This is a genomic window from Mesorhizobium argentiipisi (SeqCode), assembly GCF_037179585.1.
GTDB lineage: Bacteria > Pseudomonadota > Alphaproteobacteria > Rhizobiales > Rhizobiaceae > Mesorhizobium > Mesorhizobium argentiipisi.
Map to the genome: position 1 here is coordinate 37,261 of NZ_JAPYKO010000003.1, position 23,867 is coordinate 61,127.

The window sequence follows — 23,867 nt, forward strand, 5'->3', positions numbered from 1 at the left end:
CACCGCTTCAATCTGTCGGAGTTTCGTCCAGCCCGACAGCTCAGGCGCGCTTGGGGATTTCCCTGTTCTCCAGCAGCAGCGTCAGACCCATGGCGACGAAATAGAGCGCCGCCACCCAGATGAACATCACGTTGAACCCGCTGGAGTAATGATCGAGCACCACCTCGCGGATCGCGGCCGGCAGGCCGGAGGCGATGTGTGGGGTGAGCCCGTTCAAGCCCTGCGGCAGCAGAGCGGCGGCATCGGCGGGAAGCTCTGATGTATGTCGGTTCAGGGCCCAGATCATCACCGCGCCGTTCAGCGCCAGACCGAGCGATGCTCCCAACGTCCGCGCCTGCGTGATCAGCGAGGTCACTGCGCCGATGTCCTGCAGGGGTGCCGCCGCCTGGATCGCCACGATCAGCACCTGGAACTGCAGGCCCATCGAGATGCCAAATGTAGCCATCATCCCCGCCAGCACCCAGATCGGCGTGTGCTGGTTGGTGAAGACGAAGCCAATCATCAGCAGCCCACCCATTCCCATCGCCACCACCGGCATCCATTTGTAGCGTCCGGTCGCGGCGATGATCCGTCCAGCGACGATCGAGATGACCATCGACGTCAGCGAGGCCGGCAGGAACAGGAAGCCGACTTCAGCGGGACTGAGACCCGTGAGCGTCTGCATGTAAAGGGCAAAATAGAAGAACATGCCCAGCGTCACCGTTCCGGCGACCAGCGACACGCCCGACACGATGCTGACCGTTGAGTTGCGGAAGAGCCGCAAGGGCACGATCGGCTCCTCGGCCCGCCGTTCGACCACGATGAACAAGGTGATGGCGACCAGCGCAAGCAGCGGCAGCGCGAAGGTGAAGAGGTCCGGCCCGGACGGATCGAGCACGTGATAGCCCCAATAGACGATGGCAGTCGTGCCGATGGCCAGCAGCACGCCGCCGAGATAGTCGACGCGGTGCCGCTTCTCATTGAACCGGCTGCGCATGGCGAATGCCAGAACCGCCATCACGATGATGCCGATCGGCAGATTGACCAGGAACACCCAGCGCCAGCCGAACAGGCTGGTGATATAGCCGCCGGCCAACGGTCCAAGCACCGACGAGAGCGCGAACACCGCCGAGCTGTAACCCTGGTACTTGGCGCGATCGCGCGGCGAAAACAATTCGCCGATCATGGCGAAGGCGGAGACCATCAGGCCGCCGCCGCCGATTCCTGGAGCACGCGCGCGGCGATCAGGCTCTCCATCGACCATGCCATGCCGCAGACCAGGGACCCCAGCAGGAACAGGCCGATCGCCGTCAGGACGACGTTCTTGCGGCCATACATATCGCCGAGCTTGCCGTAGAACGGCGAAACCGCGGCGGTCGAGAGCAGATAGGCGGCTCCCACCCAGCCGAACAGATGCAGGTTGCCGAGTTCGCCGGCAATGGTTGGCAAGGCGGTGACGACGATCTGCATGTCGATGGTGGCCATGAACATGCAACCAGCGCGCCGCAATAGACGATCAACGTTGTAAGGTCGGGCTTGGCCCCGGGCCGGCGCATCCGGAAGAGTTGAGTCAGTGCTCATGGGGTATCTCCGACGTTCGGGCGCGGTTTATGTGCCCATGGCAGATATATGTCAACATCAAATATATGCTATTAGCATGCAATTGACATTGGCATATATTTTTGCTAGCGCGCCGTGGCATGAACAGCAACGATGCCAAGCCCGACAAGTCCACCCTGTCCCAGACGCATGGTGACCATGATCTCGCCGATCTGGCGCGCAGCAATGGCCTGTCCGAAGCGGCAGCCGGGGCTGTGGCCGCCATTGATGCGGTGATGAGCAAGGTGCGTCGTTCGGTCCAGCGCCGGGATTTTGGTCGTTTGATCCTGGCCCGCATCGACCCCTCGCTGGAGGTAAGTCATCTCGATGCGATCATCGCGCTCAGCGCGGTCGTCGGCGACACCCCGCAGGACGAGGTCACGGTCGGCATCATCGCCGAGCGCATGGGGATCGACCCCTCTCGCGCCAGCCGCATCTCCGCCGATCTCGTCGAGCGCGGCTACGCCTTCCGCGTCGCATCGCAGCTCGATGCCCGACGCATTTGTCTCAAACCCACAGCCAAGAGCGAGCGCCTGGTGACGGCGGTGCGCCAGACCAAATGGCGGATTTTCGCCGAGGCGCTGGCGCAGTGGGACGAGCAGGAATTGGTGACGTTCGCCGCCCTGCTGGAACGCCTCGCGGGTTGGGCCATCGATGAAGCAGGGATGCGCAAGGCCGCCGATGCCGTCAAGCAGATGATGGATGAGACGGAGCCCGGGGCGAAATAGGCGGCGCTGCCGCGAGCCTTGCCCCTCGTCCCGACGTGAGATCTTCCCGCGTTCTGTCTTTGCTTTTACGCAATCCCGGACGGAAAACCGTACACCCTTCCTGGAATTGCTCCGGTGAAATCGGCTGTTGCCCCGCCGTGTCAGCCAATCTCCTGAGGCTGCCCTCAAATTCCTGTCGCGTTTCAGCACATTAAAATCCACTGCGCTCCATTTTAATTCTTGACGTACGTAAAATTTTTCTCAACCATGCGGAAATGCCGGTGGGGCATCCATCAGCTCTCTGGGAGGAGCAATGACTGCCATGGAAGAAGCCCGAACCGGGCGCGTCCCACGCGCGCCAGCTGGTTTTTCCAACGCAAGCGCGGGGGTCGCTTTTGCGCCGTCAGCCATGCCGTTCGCAGAACAACGAACCGACAATCAAAAATCCGGAGGAGGAAAACATATGCGCATGTTCGATCGCCTGGCGCTTGGCGCCGGCCTGCTTGCCACGACGCTTGCCCTGCCCGCCCATGCCGAAGACGCGAAGGTCGCGGCGATCGTCAAGGGTCTCGACAATCCGTTCTTCCAGACCATGCAGCAGGGCATCGAGGAGCAGGCCAAGGCCGACGGCGTCAAGGTCACGGTGCAGGCCGCCGCCAATATGGGCGACGCCACCGGCCAGGCCGACCGGCTGACCGCAATGGCGCTGCAGGACTTCGATTGCTACCTGGTCAATCCGATCAGCGTCTCCAACCTCGTCCAGGCGCTGGTGCCGGTGGCCCAGAAGAAGAAGCCGATCGTCAACATCGATTCGACCATCGACGCCGAGCAGGCCAAGGCCGCCGGCTTCACCGTCTCGACCTATATCGGCACCGACAACGTCGCCGCCGGCGCGCTCGCCGGCGAGGAGATGCTGAAGCTGGTGCCGAAGGGCTCGAAAGTCGCGCTGCTCGCCGGCATCGTCGGCGACGTCGGCTCTAACGCCCGCATCAAGGGCTTCAGGCAGGCCGTCGAAGGCAAGCTCGACGTGGTGGTGATGGTGAGCGCCGACTGGGATCGCGAGAAGGCGCTGACCGCGGCCACCGACATCCTCGCGGCACATCCGGATCTCGCCGGCTTCTTCGCCGCCAACGACATCATGGCGCTCGGCGTCGAGCGTGCCGTGCAGACCTCGGGCAAGGACGTCAAGGTGATCGGCCTGGACGGCATCGTCGACGCGCTGAAATCGGTGGCGGCCGGCGAACTCACCGCCACCGTCGCCCAATATCCCTATGTCGTCGGCGCCATGGGGGTCGAGGCGTGCAAGGCGGCGGTCAAGGGCAAGGAACTGCCGGCCAACGTGCCGGCGCCGGTGCTGCTGATCAACAAGGACAATGCCGAAGCCTCGCTGAAGAACTTCCCACGCCCCGGCGGCGACTATCCCGATCCGCTGCGTGAGCTGCTGAAGTGAGCAACTCCACCAACAATGCGCCCGCCGCCCACTCGTCGGGCGCGCCGGAGGAGAGCCGTTCCTCCCTTGCGGCTCTCCTCCTCGATCCCTCTTTCTGGGCCGACTGGGCATCCGTCGTCGGCCTGGTCGGACTGGTCGTCGTCTTCGGCATCGCCCAGCCGGTCTTCCTGAGCATCGCCAACCTGCAAGCGCTGCTTCTGGCGGCAGCCATCCTGGTCGTGCTGTCGATCGGCCAGACTTTCGTCGTGGCGACGTCAGGCATCGACCTGTCGCTGGCGGCGGCGGTCATGCTGGGCGCTGTCATACTCGGCCTCGTCAACGCCGCAGGCTACGGCATCGTCATAGCTTGCGTGCTTTGCGTGCTGGCCACCAGCGCGCTGGGCTTCTTCAACGGCCTCATCATCACCGCCGGGAAAATCCCCGATTTCGTGGTGACGCTCGGCACGCTGTCGGGCATCACCGGGCTTGGCCTGATCCTGTCGGGCGGCGAGCCGACCATGGTCGGCTCCACCTTCCTGCTCAAGCTCGCTTCCGGCTCCTTCGGGCCGTTCGGCCACCCGGTCTGGGTGGCGATCGCGGCCGTCCTTGTCGCGCATGTCGCGCTCTATCACTCGCGGTTCGGCGTGCATCTGCTTGCCACCGGCGGCCAGGCCGAGAGCGCCAGCGCGCTCGGCATTCGCACGAACCGGGTCAAGATCGCCGCCTACACGATCTCCGGCTTCTGCGCCGGCATCGCGTCGATCCTACTGGTGGCGCGCATCGGCTCGGCCGAGCCGCAGATCAACACGAGCCTGCTCCTGAACTCCGTGGCGGCCGTGGTACTGGGCGGCGTCAGCCTCTTCGGCGGCCGCGCCAGCATCCTGGGACCGGCCATCGGCGCGCTGATGCTAACGGCCCTCGTCAACGGGCTGACGCTGCTCAGCGTCTCGGCCTTCTATCAACCACTTGCCGTGGGCGTGATCGTGGTCCTGGCGGCGCTGATCATGCGGTATCAGAAATGAGCACCGTCAATCACATCGCGCCTTCCGAGGCGATCCTCGCCTGCCAGGGACTGAGCAAGCATTTCGGCGGCATCCGCGCCTTCACCGATGTCGGGTTTCAAGCCCGGCGAGGTGAGGTCACCGCGGTGATCGGCGACAACGGTGCCGGCAAATCGACGCTTATCCGCTGCCTGGTCGGCGTGCATGTGCCCGACGCCGGCACGATCCATTTCGACGGCCGCCAGCACCCGTTCTCCAATCCGGACGAGGCGCGCAAATCGGGCATCGAGACAGTGCACCAGAACCTGGCGTTGATCGACGAATTGACGGTGGCGCAGAACCTTTTCCTCAACCGCGAGATCGTGCGCCGCATCGGCCCGTTCGCCCTGCTCGACCGCAAGGCGATGAAAGAGCAGGCGCGCGCCATGCTGTCGCGGCTGTCGATCAACGTGCCGTCCGTGACCCAACGCGTCCGGCGTCTCTCGGGCGGCCAGAGGCAGGCGATCTCGATCTGCCGCGCGGCGGGGTCGGGCGCCAAGCTGGTGGTTATGGACGAGCCGACGGCGGCGCTTGGCGTGCAGGAAACGGCAAATGTCGAGGCCCTTATCCGCAAGCTGCGCGAGCAAGGCGTAAGCGTCATCCTGATCAGCCATAATTTTGATCAGGTGCGACGGCTCTCCGACCAGATCTGGGTGATGCGCGCCGGCAAGATGGTGGCGACGGTGCGCTCATCCGAAACCACCGGCAACGAGCTCGTGGCGCTGGTGACCGGCGCGGCGTGAACGCCGCCTCGCGCTGGAATTTGAAACAAACTAGCGAAGGAGTTTGCCGTGGCGCTGATCCGTGTCGGGCTTGTGGGTCTTGGAGAGGTCGCGCAATCGATCCATCTGCCGGTATTGGCCGACCAGCGCAACCGCTGGGTCATTGCCGGTGCCCATGACATATCAGCGAGCCTGGTGAAACTCATCCCCTCGCAATACCCAACCGCCAAGGCCTATGAAAGCGCCGAGGCGCTGATCAATTCGCCGGACATCGACGCGGTCTTCGTGCTCTCATCGGACGACACGCACAGCCGCTTCGTCCGCGCCGCGATCACAGCCAACAAGCATGTGCTGCTCGAAAAGCCGGCCTGCCTGACGGTGCGCGAGATCGACGAGCTGATGGCGCTGAGCAAGGATTATAAAAAGACGATCTTCGTCGGCTACATGCGCCGCTACGCGCCGGCTTATCTGGCGGCGCGAGACGAGTTGCCGGCACACGGAGACATCACCCATGTGCGCATTTTCGACCTGATCTCGGAAGGCCGGCATTTTCTCCAGAAAAGCCAGAACGTCCTCTACCCCGCCGATATCGACCCTACGATCCTTTCGCGCGGTGCCGAGGAGCGCGACGCGCTGATCCGCGAGGTGGTCGGAAAAGACGCATCGGCTGAGCTCGTGCGCGCCTATCGCGGCCTGACCGCGCTCTCCTCGCACCACATCTCGGCCATGCGCGGCTTGATCGGCGAGCCGCGGCGCGTGGTGGCGGCGCACCGCACCAATGGCGGCGCCAATACCAGCGTCACCTTCGACTATGGCCACTTCGCCTGCCTCTATGACGCGGTGGTCGACGATCTCGGCCTGTTCGACGCCATGATCGAGGTTCGCTCCAACACCAAACGGGTACGGATCATCTACGACACGCCCTATATCCGCAGCCTGCCGACTCGCTTGGAGGTGACGGAGGCCGGGTCGCTTGGCCCGGTGACGAAGGCCTTCGGACCGCTCTATGGTGACGCCTTCTCCAACGAACTGGAGACATTCCACCGCCACATCATGGAGGGCACCAAGCCGGTCACCGACCTGGCGGACTCACGACGCGACCTTGCGCTGATGGCCGAGATCATCGCGCGGATGCGAGAGAGCGGCGGGAGATAGGATCGCTCGCTACGGCACCAACGCGCTTGGAACTGGCAGCGGCCGGCAAGGCGGCCGTCGCCCTCTACGGGCGCGAGCATTATTTCGCCTGCCACTGCCATCTGAGCTGCATGGCCGCGCCCATGCTCGATTCGAGCGGCCGGATCCTCGGGCGCCTCGACGCATCCTACTCCAACGAGGCTCGCTATTTCTGCTGGAATTGACAGGGCCAATTTTCTGGCCTGGTCAAGCCAGAAGGCAACTCAACAAGCCATGTTGAGCTGCCATTGGGACAGAACCCGTCGATTTGGAAAGATCGAGGCCCTCGATACGGGTCAGAAAGAAAAAAGCGCCGTCAAAGTCTATCGGCGCGGTGAACGTCGCTCCTCGGAAGTCCGCCCGCGCGAGAACTATGCGCTCGGCAATTCGCGACGAGCCCTGTTTCTTGCTGGCGTGCGCATCGACTGGTGACAGCGGCAGCCCTCGTCCTTGCTGCGTTGTTTTCCAGTTTCGGCGCCCTCCTCCTGCTGCACCAGCCAGACCTATCAGGACATAGGGGACCCCTTGTCTGATGCCGGTCATCTCGGCCGTGGTGGTCGAGGCACCTCGATCCAGGGGCCGCCGAGGACATCTGAACGCTGAGAAAGGCTATCGAACTGCCCCCCTGCTCGCGCAGGCGCGTCGTCCTCGAGCGATCACGAACTCTGCCGTGCCCTCTTGCCGAGATAGAGCTCCTGCATGACCGGCGACTGTTTCAATTGCTCGATTCCGCCAGACGCCACGATGCGGCCGGAATTCATCAGATAGCCTTGCTCGGCCACCGAGAGTGCAAGTCCGGCGTTCTGCTCGACGAGCAGCACAGCGGCGCCAAACTTCTCGCGCACGTCGATGATGATGCCCTGCAGCTCCGACACCAGCAATGGCGACAGTCCGAGCGAGGGTTCGTCGAGCAACAGGATCCGTGGTCTGGCCATAAGGCCGCGCGCGATCGCCAGCATCTGCTGCTGGCCGCCGCTGAGCGTGCCCGCCCTGGCGCCGCGCTTTTTGGCAAGGATGGTAAAATAGTTCTCCATCAATGCGATGTCGGCCTCGACCGCATGCCGGTCCTTGCGGGTATAGGCGCCGAGCAAAAGGTTCTCGCGCACGCTCATGTCGGCGAATACATGGCGACCCTCAGGCACCATCACGATGCCGAGCGTGGCCTTTTCATCGGCGTGCAGCGCGGTGACGTCGCGGCCGTCGAAGGTCACCGCGCCGCGCCGCGGCTTCACCAGACCGGCAATGGAACGCAACAGCGTCGTCTTGCCGGCGCCGTTGGGGCCGAGGATGGTGACGATCCCGTTTTGCCCGACCGTAAGCGAGACGTCGCGATTGACCGCGACAGGCCCATAGCCGGTGTCCACATGCTCGACGGCAAGCAAGTTCATGACGCGGCCGCCTTCTTGTCGGGACCAAGATAGACCTCGCGGACCTTGGGATCGTTAAGAACCTCGGCCGGCGGGCCCTCCGCGATCTTGGTGCCAAAGTCGAGGACGACGAGGCGGTCGCAGAGCTCGGCCATCATGTCCATGTCATGGTCGATGAGGCAGACGCCGATGCCTTGCGGCGGCAGCTGCGCGATGACGGCCGCGAAGGCCTGGGCTTCGCTGTCGTTCAGCCCGGCGCCGGGTTCGTCGAGCAGCAGCAGTTCGGGCGAGACGCCGAGCGCGACGGCCAGGCCAAGGCGCCTGAGGCTGCCGAAGGGCAGCGATCCCGCGATCGCCCTGCCGAGCGGCGCCAGGCCGACAAAGTCGAGGATCATGCCGGGCGACGCCCAGCGGCTGCCTCCCATCCTGCCCTGCTCCCAGGCGATACGCACGTTCTCGTCGACGGTCAGGCCCGGAAAGGACATCGCCTGCTGGAACGTCCGCACCAGCCGCTTTCGCGCGATGCGGTGCGCGCCGATATTGGTGATGTCCTGCCCTTGCCACGATACCGTGCCGGCGGTCGCCGGGTGGACGCCGGTGACGACGTTGAACAAGGTGGTCTTGCCGGAGCCGTTGGGGCCGACGATGCCGACCACTTGGTCGGTGCCGATGTCGAGATCGATGCCGTTGAGCGCGACGACGCCGCCGAATTGCTTGCGCAGACCCCTCACCTCAAGCGCGGCCATTCGTGCCTCCGCCTTGCTTTTCGAACCCGCCGCGAACCGCGCAGTAGACGTTCTTGATGCCTGCTCCGACTCCGCCCGGCAGCAGAAGGATGACCAGAAGCAGACAGACGCCGTAGGCGATACGGGAATCGACCGGATCGAGGTTTAGCACCTCGGGCAGGAAATTGACGACGACCGCGCCGATCAGCGGCCCGTAGAGATAGCGGGCGCCGCCCAGCATGACCATCAGCGCCAGGTAAAGGCTCGGGAAAGCACCGAACAGGGTCGGCGAGATGTGGCGCAGGTAGTAGAGCTGCAGCACGCCGGCGAGGCCGGCGAACAGGCCTGAAACCATCAGCACGCCAAGCTTGTGCAGGTCGACATTGATGCCGACCGAACGCGCCAGCTGCTCGTTCTCGCGGATGGCCCGCAACGTCCGGCCGTAGCGCGAAATGCCGATGAGATAGGTCGCGGCGAGCGCCAGGAAGAGCGCCGCCAGGACCAAATAGTAATTGTTGGAGAGCTTGTCGAAATTGATGCCGGGCAAGGGAGTGACCGACCCGACATCGAGGCCCGTGGCGGATCCGGTGAAGGTGCCGCCATTGGTGAGCACGATGACGAACAGGGCGCAGAAGCAGAAGGTGATGATGATGTAATGCTGTCCGCCCACCCTCAGCGTCGGCAGACCGATGACGCCGCCGACGATCGCCGACAAGGCCATGGCGAAGGGCAGCGAGGTCCAGAAGCCCAAGCCGAGCTGCACGGAAAGGATGGCCGAGGCATAGGCGCCGACCCCCATCAGCGCCGCATGGCCGACCGACATGATGCCTGCCTGGCCGAACTGCAGACCGAGGCCGTAGAGGCCGATCGCCGTATAGAGCGTCGTGATGGCGATCGACAGGAAGCGGTAGCCGAGGCCGAGCCAGGGCAAGGCGATGAGCAGCACCGCCAGCAGGATTGCCGTGATCGCCTGGACGCCGGCCGACAGCGGAACGGCGGCATTGTCCGCCGTCACAAGCGCGAGCCGATCCCGTGCCCTGACGCCTTCTGGCGCGCCGCTTGTCTTGCCGGCGCTCTGGTCGGTCATTGGCATCGACATCTCACGATGCCTTCGGCCCGAGCGTGCCGCCGAGCAGACCCTGGGGCCGCAGTACCAGGATCAGGATCATCACGACCAGCGAATAGGCGTCGGTCCATTCCGGATAGCCGTAACCGGCGCTGAGGCCGTCGACGAGGCCGAGCACCAGGCCGCCGACGACGGCGCCGCCGACATTGCCGAGACCGCCGATCAGCGAGACCGCAAAGCCGCGAATGATGATAACGCTGCCGGTGAAGGGCGTGATCGGGAACAGCGAGATCATCAGCGCGCCGCCTATGCCGGCAAGCAGGCTGCCATAGATGAAGACGCCGGTGACATAGCGGCGGACCGGGATGCCCATCAGCTCGGCGGTGTCGCGGTCCGAAACACTCGCCCGCAACGCCATCCCATAGCGGCTGCGGGAGATGCCGAAGTAGGTTATCGCCACGATGACGGCCGTTAGCGCGACGACGATCGCGCGCATGGCGATGATATCCACGCCGCCGATCGTCCAGACCAGGCCGACCGGGTCGGTGATGCTCTTCTGGAACTCATTGAAGACCCGGATGACGGCGTGCTGCAGGATCACGCTGAGGCCGATCGACATGATGAAGCCGTTCATCGGCCGGTTGAGCGTGAAGCGGAACAGGCATCTTTCGGCGGCAAAGCCGAGCGCCCCGACCAGCAGGCCGGCCAACACCAGCGCGACGAAGAAGTTCATGCCGGCGCCGACCATGAACCAGGTCGCCATGCCCCCGACCATCAGGAACTCGCCATGCGCGAAATTGACGATGCCGGCCAGGCCGAAGATCAGCGTGATGCCGATGCCGATGAGAATGGTGACGCTGGCAACCGAGAGGCTGTTCACCAGTTGCTGCACAAAAATGTCCATAATCAAATCCGGGTGGCGAACCTGCAGGGAAGGAGATGGGCGGAACATAGCCGCCCATCCGATTTTGGATTTTGTCGCGGGCCGGCTCAGCCGCCGTTGTCGCCGGGCGGCGGTGCGGCCGGCGGCTGCTCGACCGCGCATTTGAACTTGTCGGATGTGTTGGGTTCGACCATGCAGACCTCGGTCGCGAAGGTGACCTGATGATGCTTGTTGAACACAAGCGGCACAGGCGACACGACGCCCTTGTAGTCCGACTTCAGGAGCTCTGCGACCACCGCGTCCGGATCATCGATCTTGCCGACCTTCTCCAGCGCCTTGGCGTACCAGAAGAAGTAGTCATAGTAGAGCAGCGATACCGAGGACTGCGGCCCCTTCGCGGCGCCGAGGCCGAAATATTTGTCGAAATACTGCTTCACTTCGGGGTATGGCGAGGAACCCCAGCAGACCGGCACGCAGCTCATCGTCACCGGCACACCCGCCTTCAGGCTGCGCTCCTGGTAGATGCCCGGGTCGACGCCGAACAGGAAGTAGGACGGCGCCACGTCGAGCTTGAGGGCTTGCGGGAAGGCTGTGAGGGTTGAATCGCCATTGTACCAAAAATGCACGATATCGGGCTTCATGCCCTTGATGCGGGTGAGCAGCGGCGAGAAGTCGGTCGTGTCCGGCGGATACTGCACCAGGTCGACTTTCTGGCCTTCCGCCTCGAGCGCCTTGACATAGTGCGACGACAGATATTGTCCGGTCGCGTCATTGCCGACGAACACCACCGAATGCTTCGGCGGCGACTTCAGCTGCGGTGTGAGCAGCGACAGCACGCCCTTTGCGGTGCTGCCGCTGCGCTGCCATTCCTGCGGCTCGCTCTGGAACGTGTAGTGAAGCCAACCGTCCTCGGCGACGGCCTTGTCGTCGAGCACGGCGCCGAGCGAGCTGTTGCCGGAGAACTGCAGCACCTTGGCCGGGCCGGTGATCTTGGCCATCGACACGGAGAAGTCATGCGTCTCGGTGCCCCAGATGGCCTTGACGCCGATGTCGTTGACCAGCTCGCGCGCGGCCGCGATGGTGACGTTCACATCCGTCCGGTTGTCGCGGATATAGAGTTTGATCTTGTAGGTCTTGTCGCCGACCTTGATGCCGCCGGCGTCGTTGATCTGTTGCGCCGCCAGATTGGCCGCGCCGACGATGGTGTTGCCGGCCGAAACGAACGAGCCCGACTGCGCGGCGATGACGCCGATGGGCAGTTCCTCGTCGGCGCGGGCCGTTTGCAAAGCCATGGCGAGCCCCGCGGCTGCCATGGCCAATCCAAGTCCTAGCTGTCTCATGCATGTTCCTCCCGTTACATGGCCAACTTGTCATACAACCCTATTACCATGTAACACTGCTGTCAACATGACTCCGGCCTGACGGCGAGCGAACGGGTGGCGTCGTGTCACCCCTTTCGTTCGTCTGTTTCCGATCTAAGCTTTGGGTGGGGAAGTTCGTCGCAGTCAGTGCGAGGCGCCGGACTAGGATGCCCAACGCAGAGACATGCGCCGCGATCATTGTGATGATGAAAGTGGCCCGACAAATGCTAAGGCGGAGGCTCAGAGCCTTGCCACAGTCACAGCGGCAAGCGGTACGCCTCGATGGCGGAAACGCCAAGAATTTGCGATCGTTCTTCTTCCGTCAACCCGGAGAGGCAATCGTCGAGGGCGCGCTTGACCGACTGATAGTCGGCGGCGACCAGGCAGACCGGCCAGTCCGAGCCGAACAGGCATCGCGACGGCCCGAAGATCGAAAGCACCGCGTCGACATAGGGCCGCAGGTCCTGGCTTTTCCAGTGCCGCCAGTCGGCCTCCGTGACCATCCCCGACAGCTTGCACCAGACGTGGTCGCGATGCGCCTTGAAACCTTGCATCAATCCGGCCCATGGCTCCATCGCATGCTGCGCAATGCGCGGCTTTGCGATGTGGTCGACCACGAAACGCAAATTGGGATGCCGTTCCACCGTCTCCAGGGCCGCGGGGATTTGCGGCTCCTTCAACAGCAGGTCATAGGCGAGGTTCGCTTCGGCGACCGCGGCCACCCGCGCTGGACGTCCGCGCGCAGCAGCCAGTTCGGATCCGCCTCGTTATGGACGAGATGACGGATGCCGACCAGATAGCGGCCATCCGACCGCGCCTTCAGCTCGGACAGCGTGGCGTCGACATCAGGATCGGTGAGGTCGACCCATCCAACGACGCCGGCGACGAAATCGGTCCGGCTCGCGGTCTCCAGGAACACAAGCGTCTCGTTGAGCGAATGCCAAGTCTGGACAAGGATGGTTTTGTCCACACCGGCCGCGGCGAGCGCCGGCCTGAGGTCGTCGGGGGAGAACACCCGGCGTATGGAAGCGTAATCCTCCGTCATCCAGCCGCAGGAGCCATCCGCCGGATCCCAGAAATGCTGATGCCCGTCGATGATCAGGGGCCGACCGGCGGTCATGACGCTCACCAACGCTGGTGGACGGAGGCCTTGATGCGCCGCTCATAGATGTCGGCGATGCGCTCCATCACTTGCGGCGACAGCGCCGGCAGGTCGGACGCGGCGGCGTTTTCCTGCGCCTGCCGGACGGACTTGGCGCCCGGAATGGTCACCGTCACCGCCGGGTTCATCAGGATCCAGCGCAGCGCCCATTGCGCCATTGTCGCGCCTGGCGGCAGCAGCGGCCGCAATTCCTCCACCGCCTGCAGGCCTTCCTCATAATTCACGCCGGAGAATGTCTCGCCGACGTCGAAGGCCTCGCCCTGCCGGTTGTAGTTGCGGTGGTCCTTGGCGCTGAAACTGGAATCGCTCTTGAACTTGCCGGACAAGAGCCCGCTGGCCAGCGGCACCCTGACGATGATGGCGACATCCTTCTGGCGCGCCATATCGAAGAACACCTCCGCGGGTCGCTGCCGGAACATGTTGTAGATGATCTGGACGCTGACGACGCCCGGATATTGCAGCGCCTTGATGCCTTCCTCGACCTTCTCGACGCTGACGCCGTAGTGACGGATCTTGCCCTCCTCGACCAGCCTGTCCAGCGCCTCGAACGTCTCGGGCTGGTAGAAGACCTCCGTCATCGGACAGTGGAGCTGGACCAGGTCCAGCACGTCGACCTCGAGATAGCGCAGGCTGCGCTCGACGAAGCTGGTCAGGTTCTGGCGATTGTAGCCTGACGCGAAATGCGGGTTCAGCCGCTTGCCCGCCTTGGTGGCGACAATAGGCCTGACGCCGCCACGCCCCTTCAGCGTCTTTGCGATCAGTTTTTCCGCCCGGCCGTCGCCATAGACATCGGCCGTGTCGATCATCGTCACGCCTGAATCGAGCGCGGCGTTGAGCGCCGCGATGGCGTCCTTCTCCTCGACGTCGCCCCAGTCGGCACCGATCGCCCAACTGCCGAAGCCGATTTCCGACACTTGCCAGCCGGTGCGGCCAAATCGCCTTTGATGCATGGAAACTCACTCCTGAAAGCCAACGTCGTCTTGACGGGTCGTGCCCGCAGGAATATCAGATCGGATAGTTGTATGACAACCCTGTAAGCATGCAAAAGGTGATGGCGAAAAGCGGCGGTTTTGGATCTACCGGCAGGCTGGAGGGCGATGGGATGTTCCTGGCATCGGCGCGTGGTGCCGATCGATGCCAACCCGATTTGGACCGTCAAGCCGCAGCCGCCGCTGATCGATACAAGCCACGGACCGATCGAGCGACCTTGCCCGATTTATTTCCCAGCGCTGTCGCGCAGCTGCTCGAAGCGCTTGTAGGAACGCGAAAGATGCAGCCGCATCGCGCGCTGCGCCGCCTTGGCGTCGCGGGCCGCGATGGCGTCGTGGATCGCCCGGTGCTCGCGCCGCGTGCGCTCGAAATGCCGCTCGCGCTCGTCGGGCTCCAGGCGATCGAACTGCGTCCATTGGCGCGGGATCATCGCGGTGCCGAACGTGTCGAAAAGCCGGCTGAAATAGGCGTTGTGCGAGGCGAGCGAAATCGCCCGATGGAAAGCCGCATCCTCGGTCGCGGCGAGACCGGTTTCGGCGATCGCGCGGTCGATGGCGTCGAGCTGCTTGGCCATGAGCGCAAGGTCCTTGGCGGTCCGGCGCGTGGCCGCCAGCGCCGCAGCTTCCGCCTCGACGCCCATGCGGAGCTCAAGCACCGCCAGGATCTCGTCGATCGATTCGACATCCGTCGGCACGATCGAAAAGGTTTTCGGCGGGGGCTCCTGGGCCACGAAGGCGCCAAGGCCCTGCCGTGTGGTGATCAGCCCCCGTGCGCGGAGCGAGGCCAGCGCCTCGCGAACCACCGTCCGGCTGACGCCCGTCGCGTTGACGATCTCCTGCTCGGTGGGAAGCCGCTGTCCCGGCGCAAGATCGCCGGCTTCGATCTGCGCGGCAAACTTGTCGACCAGCTCGCCCCTGAGGTTGGGGGACTGGCGAATGGCGCCGAACATTGCTCCCTCGCGATCCGTCATCGGAAAACCGGCCCGTTAAATCGATTCTTACGCCAAGGATCGCACCGCTTGGTTGCAACGGCAATCTTTCGTTTGTTTGAGCCCAACAGCAAGGGAAGACCAACATGAAGCAGCAAATCGGCTTTATAGGCCTGGGCGCGATGGGCTCGGGCATGGCGGCCAACCTTCTGACCAAGGGCTGGCCGCTGACGGTCTGGGCGCACCGCAACCAGGAGGCGGCGCAGAAGCTGGTCAGCGCCGGCGCCGGCCAGGCGGCGACGCCGCGCGCGCTCGCCGAAGGCTGCGACATCGTTCTCCTCTGCGTCACCGGCTCGCCGCAGGTGGAAGCGGTCGTGAGGGGTCCTGACGGCTTGGCCGCCGCCGGCAAGCCGCTGTTGATCGTCGACTGCTCGACCTCCAACCCGCCCTCGACGATCGCGCTCGCCGCCGAACTCGCCACGCAAGGCGTGACGCTGATCGACGCGCCGCTGGCGCGCACGCCCAAGGAAGCCGCCGAGGGCAAGCTCGACGTCATGGTCGGCGGCGCGGCGGAAGCGGTAGCCCGCGCGCGGCCAGTGCTCGAAGCCTTCGCCGCGCGCATCGTCCACACCGGCCCGACCGGCAGCGGCCACACCATGAAGCTGCTCAACAATTTCGTCTCGATGGGCTATTCGGCGATCTATTCCGAGGCGCTGATGCTCGGCGCCAAGGCCGGGCTGACGCCGCAGGTCTTCAACAGCGTCATCTCCGGCAGCCGCATGGATTGCGGCTTCTACCAGGCCTTCTTCGACTTCGTGCTGAACCGCAACGAAAACGCCCAGCGCTTCGCCATCGCCAATGCGCTGAAGGACATGACCTACCTCGCCTCCTTCGCCCAGGCCGCCGGCATCGCCAACCCGGTCGGCGCCGTGGTCCGCAACGGTTTTGCGACGGCGGTGGCCACGGGACACGGGGAAAAATTCGTGCCGGCGCTGTCGGATATCGTCGCGGGGTTGAATGGGGTGTCGCTGGTTGAGCCGGCGGCTGAGTGAAATCGCACTGGGCGCTCCTCTCCGTTTTGGCTGGCGTTGACCGAGCGGGCTGAGCCGCCGCCTACCCCGCCGCCTGCCCGCGCACTGCCTTCCGCAGCCGCGAAGGCAGTGCTGGCGACACTGGCTTCGGCGAGGCCTCGCTTCCAGGCAATCCAACACGCGCGGCAGCACCCGCAAGATGCCGCGTCATGGCGGCGCTCGCGCCCTTCGCGTCGCCGGCCTTGATCGCCGCCAGGATGCGCTCGTGCTCGCCCAGCGTCGTGCGCGCCATGTCGTCGGACTTCTGCTGGTTGCCGGCGGCCAGGATGCTTTCGCGCACCCGTTCCGAGACGAAGACGAGGAACTGGCCCATATAAGGGTTCTGGGTCGCTTCGGCGACGGCGCGGTGGAAACCGAGGTCGTTCTTCAGCCAGGCGACGCTGCCATAGGGAGCCGTGCGCATCCCGTCGAGTGCCTGTTCCATCGCCACGATATCGGCATCGGAGCGGCGGGTCGCGGCCAGTGCGGCGATCTGCACTTCCAGCATGCCGCGCAGTTCGAACAGGTTGCGGAAGGAATCCGCCCGCTGCAAGGTTTCATAGTCGATCGTCAGCACCGTCGCGTTGGTAGCGTCGGCAACGAAGGCGCCCCTGCCCTGCTGCGACCAGATGCGGCCTTCGGAGCGCAGCCTTGCGATCGCTTCGCGCACCACGTTGCGGCTGACCCCGAACGTGGTCGCCAGCGCCTGTTCGGTCGGAAGCTGATCGCCGGGCTTCAGCCGCCCCTGCGCGATCTCGCGCGAGATGGAACTCGCCACGAGCGTGGAGAGGTGCGGACCGCGATTGACCTTGTCGAGCTTCAGCGTCATCGCTCACCTATAGTCGAGCGCGGATGCGGACGCCAGAATGCGGCCGTTGCTCAATATATGGCGCGGATCAATCGCATCCTTGATGCCTGCCGCAAGATCGAGCGCCACCGGATCGATGCGGTCGAGGAAGGCCCGCTGCTTGACCCGGCCGATGCCGTGCTCGGCGCTGATCGAGCCGCCATAGCGGTCGACGACGGCGAAAATCTCCGCTTCCGCCTCCTCGAACAGATGCTCGATCGCCTCGGCCGCCATGCCCTCCGGCGGCACGACGTTGAGATGGATGTTGCCGTCGCCGACATGGCCGTAGGTGACGGGCAGCGCGTCGGGTCTCGCCCGCCCCAATTCGAACAGTGCATCGGTGACGAAATCAGCAAGCTTCGAGATCGGCACGGAGACGTCGGTGCGCAGATAGCGGCCGCCGCGCCCCTGCCGCTCGACCATGATCTCGCGGTAGAGCCACAGGCGCTCACCCTGTGCCCGGGTCGATGCCACGATGCCGTCCTCGACGAGATCCTCGACGCCCGCGAGAAAACTCAACAGCATATCCTTGAGGTCGATCAGTCCTCCGGACGAAACCTCAATCAGCACATAGGCAGGGTAAGGCTTGCCGAGCGGCTCGTGGAAATCCTTGCCCTCGCGCATGGTGATCTCGATGCCGCCGCGCAGGATCAGCTCGAAGGCGGTGAGCAGGTCGCTGCAGCCGCGCCGCGCCCGCGCATAGAGCGCCATCGCATCCTCGACCGAACGCAGGCCGACGAGCGCCGTTTCGATCTGCGTCGGCCTGGGGAAGAGCTTCAGCGCAGCGGCGGTGACGATGCCGAGCGTGCCTTCCGAACCGATGAAGACCTGCTTCAGATCATAGCCGCGATTGTCCTTGCGCAGGACCTTCAGTCCGTTCCAGATCCGGCCGTCGGCCAGCACAACTTCGAGGCCGAGCACAAGGTCGCGCGTCATGCCGTAACGCAGCACGTTGAAGCCGCCGGCATTGGTGGCGACATTGCCGCCGATGCGGCAGCTGCCCTGCGCACCGAAGGTGATCGGCAAAATGCAGTCGCTCTCCTCGGCCGCGCGCTTGGCGTCCTCGAGGATGCAGCCGGCCTCGACCACCATAGCGAAGTCGATCGGGCTGATCGAGCGGATCCTGTTCATGCGCTCCAGCGAGACGACGACCTCGTTGCCGTCGGCTGCCACCGCCGCGCCGACAAGGCCAGTCAGTCCGCCCTGCGGCACGACGGGAATGCGCTCGGCATGGCAGTGCCTCATCAGCGCCGACATCTCTTCCACCGAACTGGGCCGCGCCACCGCCAGCGGGCGGCCGAAATGGTCGCCCGACCAGTCGCGGCTGTAGCGGATAAGGTCCTCTGCCTCGGTCAGTAGCCCGCCATCCGACAGCACGCCGGCAAGGGCGGCGATCAGCGATGCGGAATTGGGCGGCACGGCATTCATGAACTGAACCTGGACCCTTCCGGAAAACGACTGGACAACCACCAATCTTGTCGTGTTATCATACAACCCTGATTTAGAACATCAAGCGACGCCATGCTTCCCGAAGCCGTTTGATGTGGATGGTCAGACCGGCAAATCACTGAATTCGGAGGACTTTCCCAATGAGCGACGCCCCCGGCTTTCGCTATATGCACACCATGATCAGGGTGCTCGACCTCGACAAGTCGATCGCCTTCTACACCGAAGTGCTCGGCATGACCTTGCTGCGCCGCGAGGATTATCCCGGCGGCAAGTTCACCAATGCCTTTGTCGGCTACGGGCCGGAGGACAAGGAAGCGGTCGTCGAGCTGACGTTGAACTGGGGCCGCGAGGAACCCTATGAGATCGGCACCGGCTTCGGCCATCTGGCACTCGGCGTCAACGACATCTACGCCGTTTGCGCCGAGCTGGAAAAGCGCGGCGCCAAGATCCCGCGCAAGCCCGGACCGATGCAGCACGGCACCACCCACATCGCCTTCGTCGAGGACCCGGACGGCTACAAGATCGAGCTGATCGGTCTGGACACTATGCAGTAAATTCAGGCCGGACCGCACCGGCCTCGCGCCGATGCGGTCCCCCTGCGTCCGCGCTTGCTTGGGAGGCGGTGCGGATCGGTCCGTCACTTGATGACCGCGATCTTGCTGCGGTCGATGGTGATTGCGACGGCGGCGATCAGCACCGCGCCGAACACCATGTTCTCCAGGAAGATATTGACGCCGACGAAGGTCATGCCGATGCGCACGATCGAGATGATCAGCGCGCCGACCGCGGTGCGCGCGACGCCACCCAGCCCGCCGGTGATCGCAGTGCCGCCGACAATGACGGCGGCGATGGCCGGCAGCAGCAGCTGGTTGGCGAGCACCGGAGAGCCGCTCGACAGCCTGGCCGCCAGCACGACGCCAGCGACGGCCGCCAGCATCCCCGACGCCGCGAAGGCGATGATCTTGGTGCGGTCGACATTGATGCCCGCGGCCCAGGCCGCCGGTTCGCCGGCGCCGACCGCGATCGCCTGGCGGCCGAAGCGCGTGTAGCGCAGCACCAGGAAACTGACGATGCCGATCAGCGCCGAAATCAGCACCACCATCGGCAGGCCGAAAATCGTCGCGTTGATCCATGCGGTCTTCTCCCGACCGGCCTCCTCGATGGTGATGGCGCGGCCGTTGGAGACCCAGAGCGCAAGGCCCGTGACCACGCCGCCGGTGGCCAGGGTCGCGACGAAGGACGGCACGCGCAGCTTGACATGCACGATGCCGCTGAGCAGCCCGAAGGCGAGGCCGGACAGGATCGCCACCGGGAAGGCGGCGAAGCCAAGCGAGGGCAGCAACTGCGCCAGCATCACGCTCGCCAGCGAGGCCACCGCCTGGATCGACAGGTCGATGCCGCCGAGCAGGATGGCGAAGGTGACGCCGGTCGCCAGGATGAACAGCACGGCGGTGTTGGCGAAGAGCAGCGCCAGCGTCTCGCCGGTCAGAAAGCCGGGCGCGGCGACCTCGATGATCAGCAACAGGGCGACAAGCAGGACCAGAGGGATGGCGCCTTGCGTCCACTTGCCTTCGAAGACCTGCCTGATCGAAAAACCTTCACTCATAGGTTCACACCATCGCTCGCAGCAATTCGACCTGGTCCGGCTTGTTGCCCGGGCTGGCGTCGAAGCGCGCTGTGATCTCGCCGTCGCGCATCACCAGCACCTGATGCGACAGGCCGATCGTTTCTTCCAGCGTGTCGGAGATCAAAAGGATCGCCACGCCCTGCGCCGAGAGATCGCGGACCAACTCGTAGACCTCCTCCTTGGCGCCGACATCGAGACCGCGCGTCGGGTGGTCGAGCACCAGGATGCGCGAGCCCGCCGTCATCCAGCGCGCCAGCACCACCTTCTGCTGGTTGCCGCCGCTGAGCTTTCGGCAAGCGGCATCCGGGCCGGGCGCCTTGATGCTGAGCCGCTTGATCCAGTCGGCGGCAAGCCGGCGCTCCTTGCCATGGTCGATGGCGCCGTTGCGCATGACGCTCTTGAGGTCCGCCAGCGAGATGTTCTCCGCGATCGACAGGAACATCACCAGTCCTTCCAGCCTGCGCTCGCGCGGCACATAGCCGATGCCTTTGCGCACCGCTGGCTCCGGCGAGCCGAAGCGCACCGTCTCGCCGGCGATCTTCATCTCGCCTGCATCATGCGGCAGGAAACCGCCGACGGTGCGCGTCACCTCCTCGCGGCCGGAGCCGACGACACCGGCGATGCCGACAATCTCGCCGGCGCGGATCATGAGATCGACGCCGCGATAGAAGCCGTTCGCGCCAAGCCCCTTGGCCTCGACCATGATCTTGTCGCCCGGCGGCTGCTGGCGCGCCTCGCGATAATATTCGGCCTGCAGTCCGCGCCCGACCATGATCTCGTGCAGCTCCGGCGCGGTGACTTGCGCGGCGCGGTGCTCGGCCACGACAGCGCCGTCCTTCATCGTGTAGACGCGGTCGGAAATCGTCAGCACTTCGTCAAGGCGATGCGAAACAAAGACGAAACTGGCACGGGATTTGAGCGAGCGCACACGCGCGAACAGCACCTCGATATCAGCGGCGTTGAGCACCGAGGTCGGCTCGTCGAGCAGGATGAGCAGCGGACGCTCGACCGTCTCCTCAAGCGTCAGCGCCTTGGCGAGCTCGACCATCTGGCGCGCGGCGAAGGTGAGCTCGGAGGTGCGCGCCGTGACGTCGATGTCGACGCCGATCTTGGCGAGCTGCCGGCGCGCCGCCGCGTTCATGGCGCGCCAGTTGACGAGGCCAAAGCGGGTGAATCGGCCCTCCTCGCCGAGATAGATGTTTTCGGCGACCGTCAGGTTCAGCACCAGCGACTGTTCCTGGAACACCATGCCGATGCCGTGCCTGGCCGCGTCGCGGGCACTGCGCATGCGAAGCGGCTCGCCGTCGAGCGTGAGTGAGCCGCCGTCCAGCCGGTAGCCGCCGGCCAGCACCCGCATCAGCGTCGACTTGCCGGCTCCGTTCTCACCGATCAGCCCGACCACCTCGTTCGGCCGCACCTCGATCGAGACGTCGCGCAAAGCCTGGACGCCGGGGAAGTTCTTGATGATGTTCGACGCCTGCAACATGGCGCTCACTTGACGATCTTGAGGCGGACGCGGTCGAGCGACAGCGCCACGGCCGCGATGATCATCAAGCCCTGCACCGTCTGCTGGATGTAGGGCGAGATGCCGAGCAGGATCATGCCGTTGGCCAGAACCGTGACGATCAGCACGCCGATGAGCGTGTTGACGACACCGCCTTCGCCGCCGGTCAGCGCCGTGCCGCCGACGACCACGGCGGTGACGGCGGCAAACAGCCTGCCGTCGCCGATCACGGCATGCGACTGCCCGAGCTGGGCCGCCGCCAGCACCCCGGCGATGCCGAAGAAGAAGCCGGCCAGCGCAAACGCCGCGATGCGCACGCGCGTGACGTTGACGCCGGAGAGCTTAGTCACGTCCTCGTCGCCGCCGATCGCCAATATGTGGCGGCCGAGCCTGGTGTGATACTGGATGACAGCGGCGAGCAGGAAAGCGCCGAGCGCGACCCAGACCGCCAGCGGCAGGCCGAGGAAGCGGTGCAAGGCAAGGTCGCGGATCGAGGCGTCGTTGAGGCGGATGGCCGAGCCGCCCAGCATATAGACCGACAGGCCAAGGCCGATGAACCACATGCCGAGCGTCGCCATGAAGGACGGGATGCGCAGCATCGTCTGGACGAGGCCGCTGATTAGCCCCATCACCGTGCCGGCGACCACGGCGGCAAGCACCGCCCACCAGCCATAGTCGTTGCCGTTGGCGTCATTGGCGGCAAGCAGCACCACCACCATCGCCGACACCGACAGCGTGCCTTCGACCGAGAGGTCGATGCTGCCCATCAGGATGATGAAGGTCAGCCCCATCGCCAGCGTCAGCGGCACGGCGGCCGAATTGGCGAGCCGCACCAGATTGCGCAACTCGATGAAATTGGGATTGGCGATGGCGATCAGCAGGCACAGCACGATCAGCACCGCCAGCGGCGCCAGGCTGCGCCAGCGCCTGCCGCCGAACAGCGCGGCGATGCGGCCGGGGATCGATGTCATAAGCGTCGTCCGCTCGATGTCCGGAACGGACTTCAGGGGTTCTGTATGGATTGTCAAGAAACCGCTTCCCGTGTGCAGGATGAGCGGCGTTGCGCCTATAGGCACAGGACGCCAGCAAAAAAGGAGCGGGCCGCCGCCAGGGAGAAGCGTGCCCGCCCCAAACGGGTCAGGTGCGGATCGCTCCGGTCACCCGGCCCCACAGATCGTTCCAGTCAATCTCGGGCTTCGACTCGACATTGGTCTTGTAATATTCCTCGACATTGTCGTGCGAGATCAGCACCGCCTTGCCATAGAATTCGCGGTGCTCCGGCGGCTCCTTGGCCGGGTCGAACTTGCCGATCTTGGCGTTGTAGCCGATCGCAAGCCCCATGCCGCCCTGCCAGAACGGATCGGAGGTGACGGTGCACGCGAACTCGCCGGTGCGCACCGCGTCGACCGCCGTCTTGATGCCGTCGACGCCGACGATCGGCACCTTGCCGGCGAGGTTTTCGGCGCGCAGCGCTTCGAGCGCGCCGGAGCCCATGTCGTCATTGGCGGCCCAGATGCCTTTGATGTCGTCGCCGAATCGGGTCAGCAGATTGCCCATCAGGTCGAAGGCCTCGGTCGATTTCCAGTTTGCGACCTGGAAGTCGAGCAGCTTGATGTCGGGATTGGCGGCAAGCGCTGCATCAAGGCCCTTCTTCCGTTCAATCGCGGCCGTGGTCGAGATCAGGCCGCCGAGCGCGACGATGCCGCCCTTGCCGCCGATGGCCTTGAACAGGATCTCGGCGATGGTCTTGCCGCTGGCGATGCCGTCGAACTCGATATGGGAGACATAGTTCGGATTGAAGTCCTTGGGGTGCAGGTCGGCCGGCTTGTTCCACTGCGTAACCACATAGGCGCCGGCCTTGGCGCAAGCTTCGACGATCGGGCGCGCGTCGGGCGTGTCGTTGGGATCGGAATTGAGCACCATATTGCCGTTGGTCTTGGCCAGCATCGCCTTGATGTCGGCGATGCCCTTCTCGCTGTTGCCTTCCGAGACCAGCGTGACATGTTCCAGCCCGGCCCATTTGGCATAGGCCTCGGCGCCGGTCTTCCAAACCGCGTGGTAGGGATTGGACAACGAGCGGATCGACGTCACCAGTGTCGGCTTGTCGGCCGCGCGCAGCACATTTGGCATGGCCAGCGTCGCCGCCCCGGCGGCAGCGCCCAGCATCAGCGTCCGGCGGTTTACCCTGCCGGAAAAAACAAGACCATTGCTGTCCTTCATTTCGAACCTCCCGATTGAA

The 23,867-nt window shown here is 64.6% G+C and carries 24 protein-coding genes and 1 pseudogene; 8 read left to right on the forward strand and 17 right to left on the reverse strand.

From position 1 onward, the window contains the following. Positions 1-40: 40 nt before the first annotated feature. Positions 41-1,560, reverse strand: a pseudogene (locus tag O7A05_RS05740) (MDR family MFS transporter). A gap of 119 nt (positions 1,561-1,679) precedes the next feature. Between O7A05_RS05740 and O7A05_RS05750 the strand changes: the two are divergent. The 6 genes from O7A05_RS05750 to O7A05_RS05775 all read left to right on the forward strand — a co-directional run bounded on the left by O7A05_RS05750 (position 1,680) and on the right by O7A05_RS05775 (position 6,834). Next, positions 1,680-2,306: a MarR family winged helix-turn-helix transcriptional regulator gene (locus O7A05_RS05750; protein ID WP_337092026.1), complete on the forward strand. Its 627-nt coding sequence runs from the start codon at positions 1,680-1,682 to the stop codon at positions 2,304-2,306. A gap of 442 nt (positions 2,307-2,748) precedes the next feature. Then, a complete protein-coding gene (locus tag O7A05_RS05755; RefSeq protein ID WP_337092027.1) occupies positions 2,749-3,735 on the forward strand; it encodes a sugar ABC transporter substrate-binding protein in 987 nt (328 codons plus the stop codon). Beyond that, positions 3,732-4,736, forward strand: coding sequence for an ABC transporter permease (locus tag O7A05_RS05760; RefSeq protein WP_337092028.1), 1,005 nt, complete (start codon positions 3,732-3,734; stop codon positions 4,734-4,736). Before O7A05_RS05755 ends, O7A05_RS05760 begins: the two co-directional genes overlap by 4 nt. Then, a complete protein-coding gene (locus O7A05_RS05765; RefSeq protein ID WP_337092029.1) occupies positions 4,733-5,497 on the forward strand; it encodes an ATP-binding cassette domain-containing protein in 765 nt (254 codons plus the stop codon). The genes O7A05_RS05760 and O7A05_RS05765 overlap by 4 nt, the downstream gene beginning before the upstream one ends. A gap of 48 nt (positions 5,498-5,545) precedes the next feature. Beyond that, the gene (locus O7A05_RS05770) at positions 5,546-6,631 is read left to right on the forward strand and encodes a Gfo/Idh/MocA family protein (protein ID WP_337092030.1); all 1,086 of its coding nucleotides are present in this window, start codon (positions 5,546-5,548) and stop codon (positions 6,629-6,631) included. 26 nt (positions 6,632-6,657) lie between these two features. After that, complete coding sequence (locus O7A05_RS05775) at positions 6,658-6,834, forward strand: hypothetical protein (protein WP_337092031.1); 177 nt, start codon at positions 6,658-6,660, stop codon at positions 6,832-6,834. Between the two features lie 22 nt (positions 6,835-6,856). On the opposite strand, the gene O7A05_RS34335 is transcribed toward O7A05_RS05775, so the two are convergent. The 10 genes from O7A05_RS34335 to O7A05_RS05825 form a co-directional block, all read right to left on the reverse strand. Continuing rightward, positions 6,857-7,192 (reverse strand): hypothetical protein, encoded by a 336-nt coding sequence (locus O7A05_RS34335; RefSeq protein WP_415926960.1) that lies wholly within the window; start codon positions 7,190-7,192, stop codon positions 6,857-6,859. A gap of 113 nt (positions 7,193-7,305) precedes the next feature. Continuing rightward, complete coding sequence (locus O7A05_RS05785; RefSeq protein ID WP_337092033.1) at positions 7,306-8,037, reverse strand: ABC transporter ATP-binding protein; 732 nt, start codon at positions 8,035-8,037, stop codon at positions 7,306-7,308. Next, complete coding sequence (locus O7A05_RS05790) at positions 8,034-8,762, reverse strand: ABC transporter ATP-binding protein (RefSeq protein WP_337092034.1); 729 nt, start codon at positions 8,760-8,762, stop codon at positions 8,034-8,036. Before O7A05_RS05790 ends, O7A05_RS05785 begins: the two co-directional genes overlap by 4 nt. Next, the gene (locus O7A05_RS05795; protein ID WP_337092035.1) at positions 8,749-9,834 is read right to left on the reverse strand and encodes a branched-chain amino acid ABC transporter permease; all 1,086 of its coding nucleotides are present in this window, start codon (positions 9,832-9,834) and stop codon (positions 8,749-8,751) included. Before O7A05_RS05795 ends, O7A05_RS05790 begins: the two co-directional genes overlap by 14 nt. 7 nt (positions 9,835-9,841) lie before the next feature. Further along, positions 9,842-10,711 (reverse strand): branched-chain amino acid ABC transporter permease, encoded by an 870-nt coding sequence (locus tag O7A05_RS05800; RefSeq protein WP_337092036.1) that lies wholly within the window; start codon positions 10,709-10,711, stop codon positions 9,842-9,844. 86 nt (positions 10,712-10,797) lie between these two features. Then, on the reverse strand, positions 10,798-12,030 hold the full coding sequence (locus tag O7A05_RS05805) for an ABC transporter substrate-binding protein (protein ID WP_337092037.1): 1,233 nt from the start codon (positions 12,028-12,030) through the stop codon (positions 10,798-10,800). Between the two features lie 278 nt (positions 12,031-12,308). Next, on the reverse strand, positions 12,309-12,773 hold the full coding sequence (locus tag O7A05_RS05810; RefSeq protein WP_337092038.1) for an amidohydrolase family protein: 465 nt from the start codon (positions 12,771-12,773) through the stop codon (positions 12,309-12,311). After that, complete coding sequence (locus O7A05_RS05815) at positions 12,728-13,171, reverse strand: amidohydrolase family protein (RefSeq protein WP_337092039.1); 444 nt, start codon at positions 13,169-13,171, stop codon at positions 12,728-12,730. The genes O7A05_RS05810 and O7A05_RS05815 overlap by 46 nt, the downstream gene beginning before the upstream one ends. Positions 13,172-13,176: 5 nt before the next feature. Continuing rightward, positions 13,177-14,163 carry an aldo/keto reductase gene (locus tag O7A05_RS05820; protein ID WP_337092040.1) on the reverse strand — a complete coding sequence of 329 codons (987 nt, stop codon included), beginning with the start codon at positions 14,161-14,163 and terminating at the stop codon, positions 13,177-13,179. A gap of 266 nt (positions 14,164-14,429) precedes the next feature. Next, the gene (locus O7A05_RS05825) at positions 14,430-15,173 is read right to left on the reverse strand and encodes a FadR/GntR family transcriptional regulator (protein ID WP_337092041.1); all 744 of its coding nucleotides are present in this window, start codon (positions 15,171-15,173) and stop codon (positions 14,430-14,432) included. 104 nt (positions 15,174-15,277) lie between these two features. Between O7A05_RS05825 and O7A05_RS05830 the strand changes: the two genes are divergently transcribed. After that, on the forward strand, positions 15,278-16,183 hold the full coding sequence (locus O7A05_RS05830; RefSeq protein ID WP_337092042.1) for an NAD(P)-dependent oxidoreductase: 906 nt from the start codon (positions 15,278-15,280) through the stop codon (positions 16,181-16,183). 61 nt (positions 16,184-16,244) lie between these two features. On the opposite strand, the gene O7A05_RS05835 is transcribed toward O7A05_RS05830, so the two are convergent. Both O7A05_RS05835 and O7A05_RS05840 read right to left on the reverse strand, forming a co-directional pair. Beyond that, entirely contained in the window at positions 16,245-17,030 is a 786-nt protein-coding gene (locus O7A05_RS05835; RefSeq protein ID WP_337092043.1) for a FadR/GntR family transcriptional regulator, read from the reverse strand. A gap of 3 nt (positions 17,031-17,033) precedes the next feature. After that, positions 17,034-18,476 carry an FAD-binding oxidoreductase gene (locus O7A05_RS05840; protein WP_337092044.1) on the reverse strand — a complete coding sequence of 481 codons (1,443 nt, stop codon included), beginning with the start codon at positions 18,474-18,476 and terminating at the stop codon, positions 17,034-17,036. A gap of 161 nt (positions 18,477-18,637) precedes the next feature. On the opposite strand from O7A05_RS05840, the gene gloA reads away from it, so the two are divergent. Further along, entirely contained in the window at positions 18,638-19,051 is a 414-nt protein-coding gene (gloA, locus tag O7A05_RS05845; protein ID WP_095080570.1) for a lactoylglutathione lyase, read from the forward strand. Between the two features lie 83 nt (positions 19,052-19,134). On the opposite strand, the gene O7A05_RS05850 is transcribed toward gloA, so the two are convergent. From O7A05_RS05850 to O7A05_RS05865, 4 genes are all read right to left on the reverse strand, one after another. Further along, on the reverse strand, positions 19,135-20,103 hold the full coding sequence (locus tag O7A05_RS05850; RefSeq protein WP_337092045.1) for an ABC transporter permease: 969 nt from the start codon (positions 20,101-20,103) through the stop codon (positions 19,135-19,137). Positions 20,104-20,107: 4 nt separating this feature from the next. Continuing rightward, entirely contained in the window at positions 20,108-21,610 is a 1,503-nt protein-coding gene (locus O7A05_RS05855) for a sugar ABC transporter ATP-binding protein (protein WP_337092423.1), read from the reverse strand. Positions 21,611-21,615: 5 nt separating this feature from the next. Beyond that, positions 21,616-22,599: an ABC transporter permease gene (locus O7A05_RS05860; protein WP_415926974.1), complete on the reverse strand. Its 984-nt coding sequence runs from the start codon at positions 22,597-22,599 to the stop codon at positions 21,616-21,618. A gap of 166 nt (positions 22,600-22,765) precedes the next feature. Next, complete coding sequence (locus O7A05_RS05865) at positions 22,766-23,848, reverse strand: sugar ABC transporter substrate-binding protein (RefSeq protein WP_337092047.1); 1,083 nt, start codon at positions 23,846-23,848, stop codon at positions 22,766-22,768. Between the last annotated feature and the right edge of the window lie 19 nt (positions 23,849-23,867).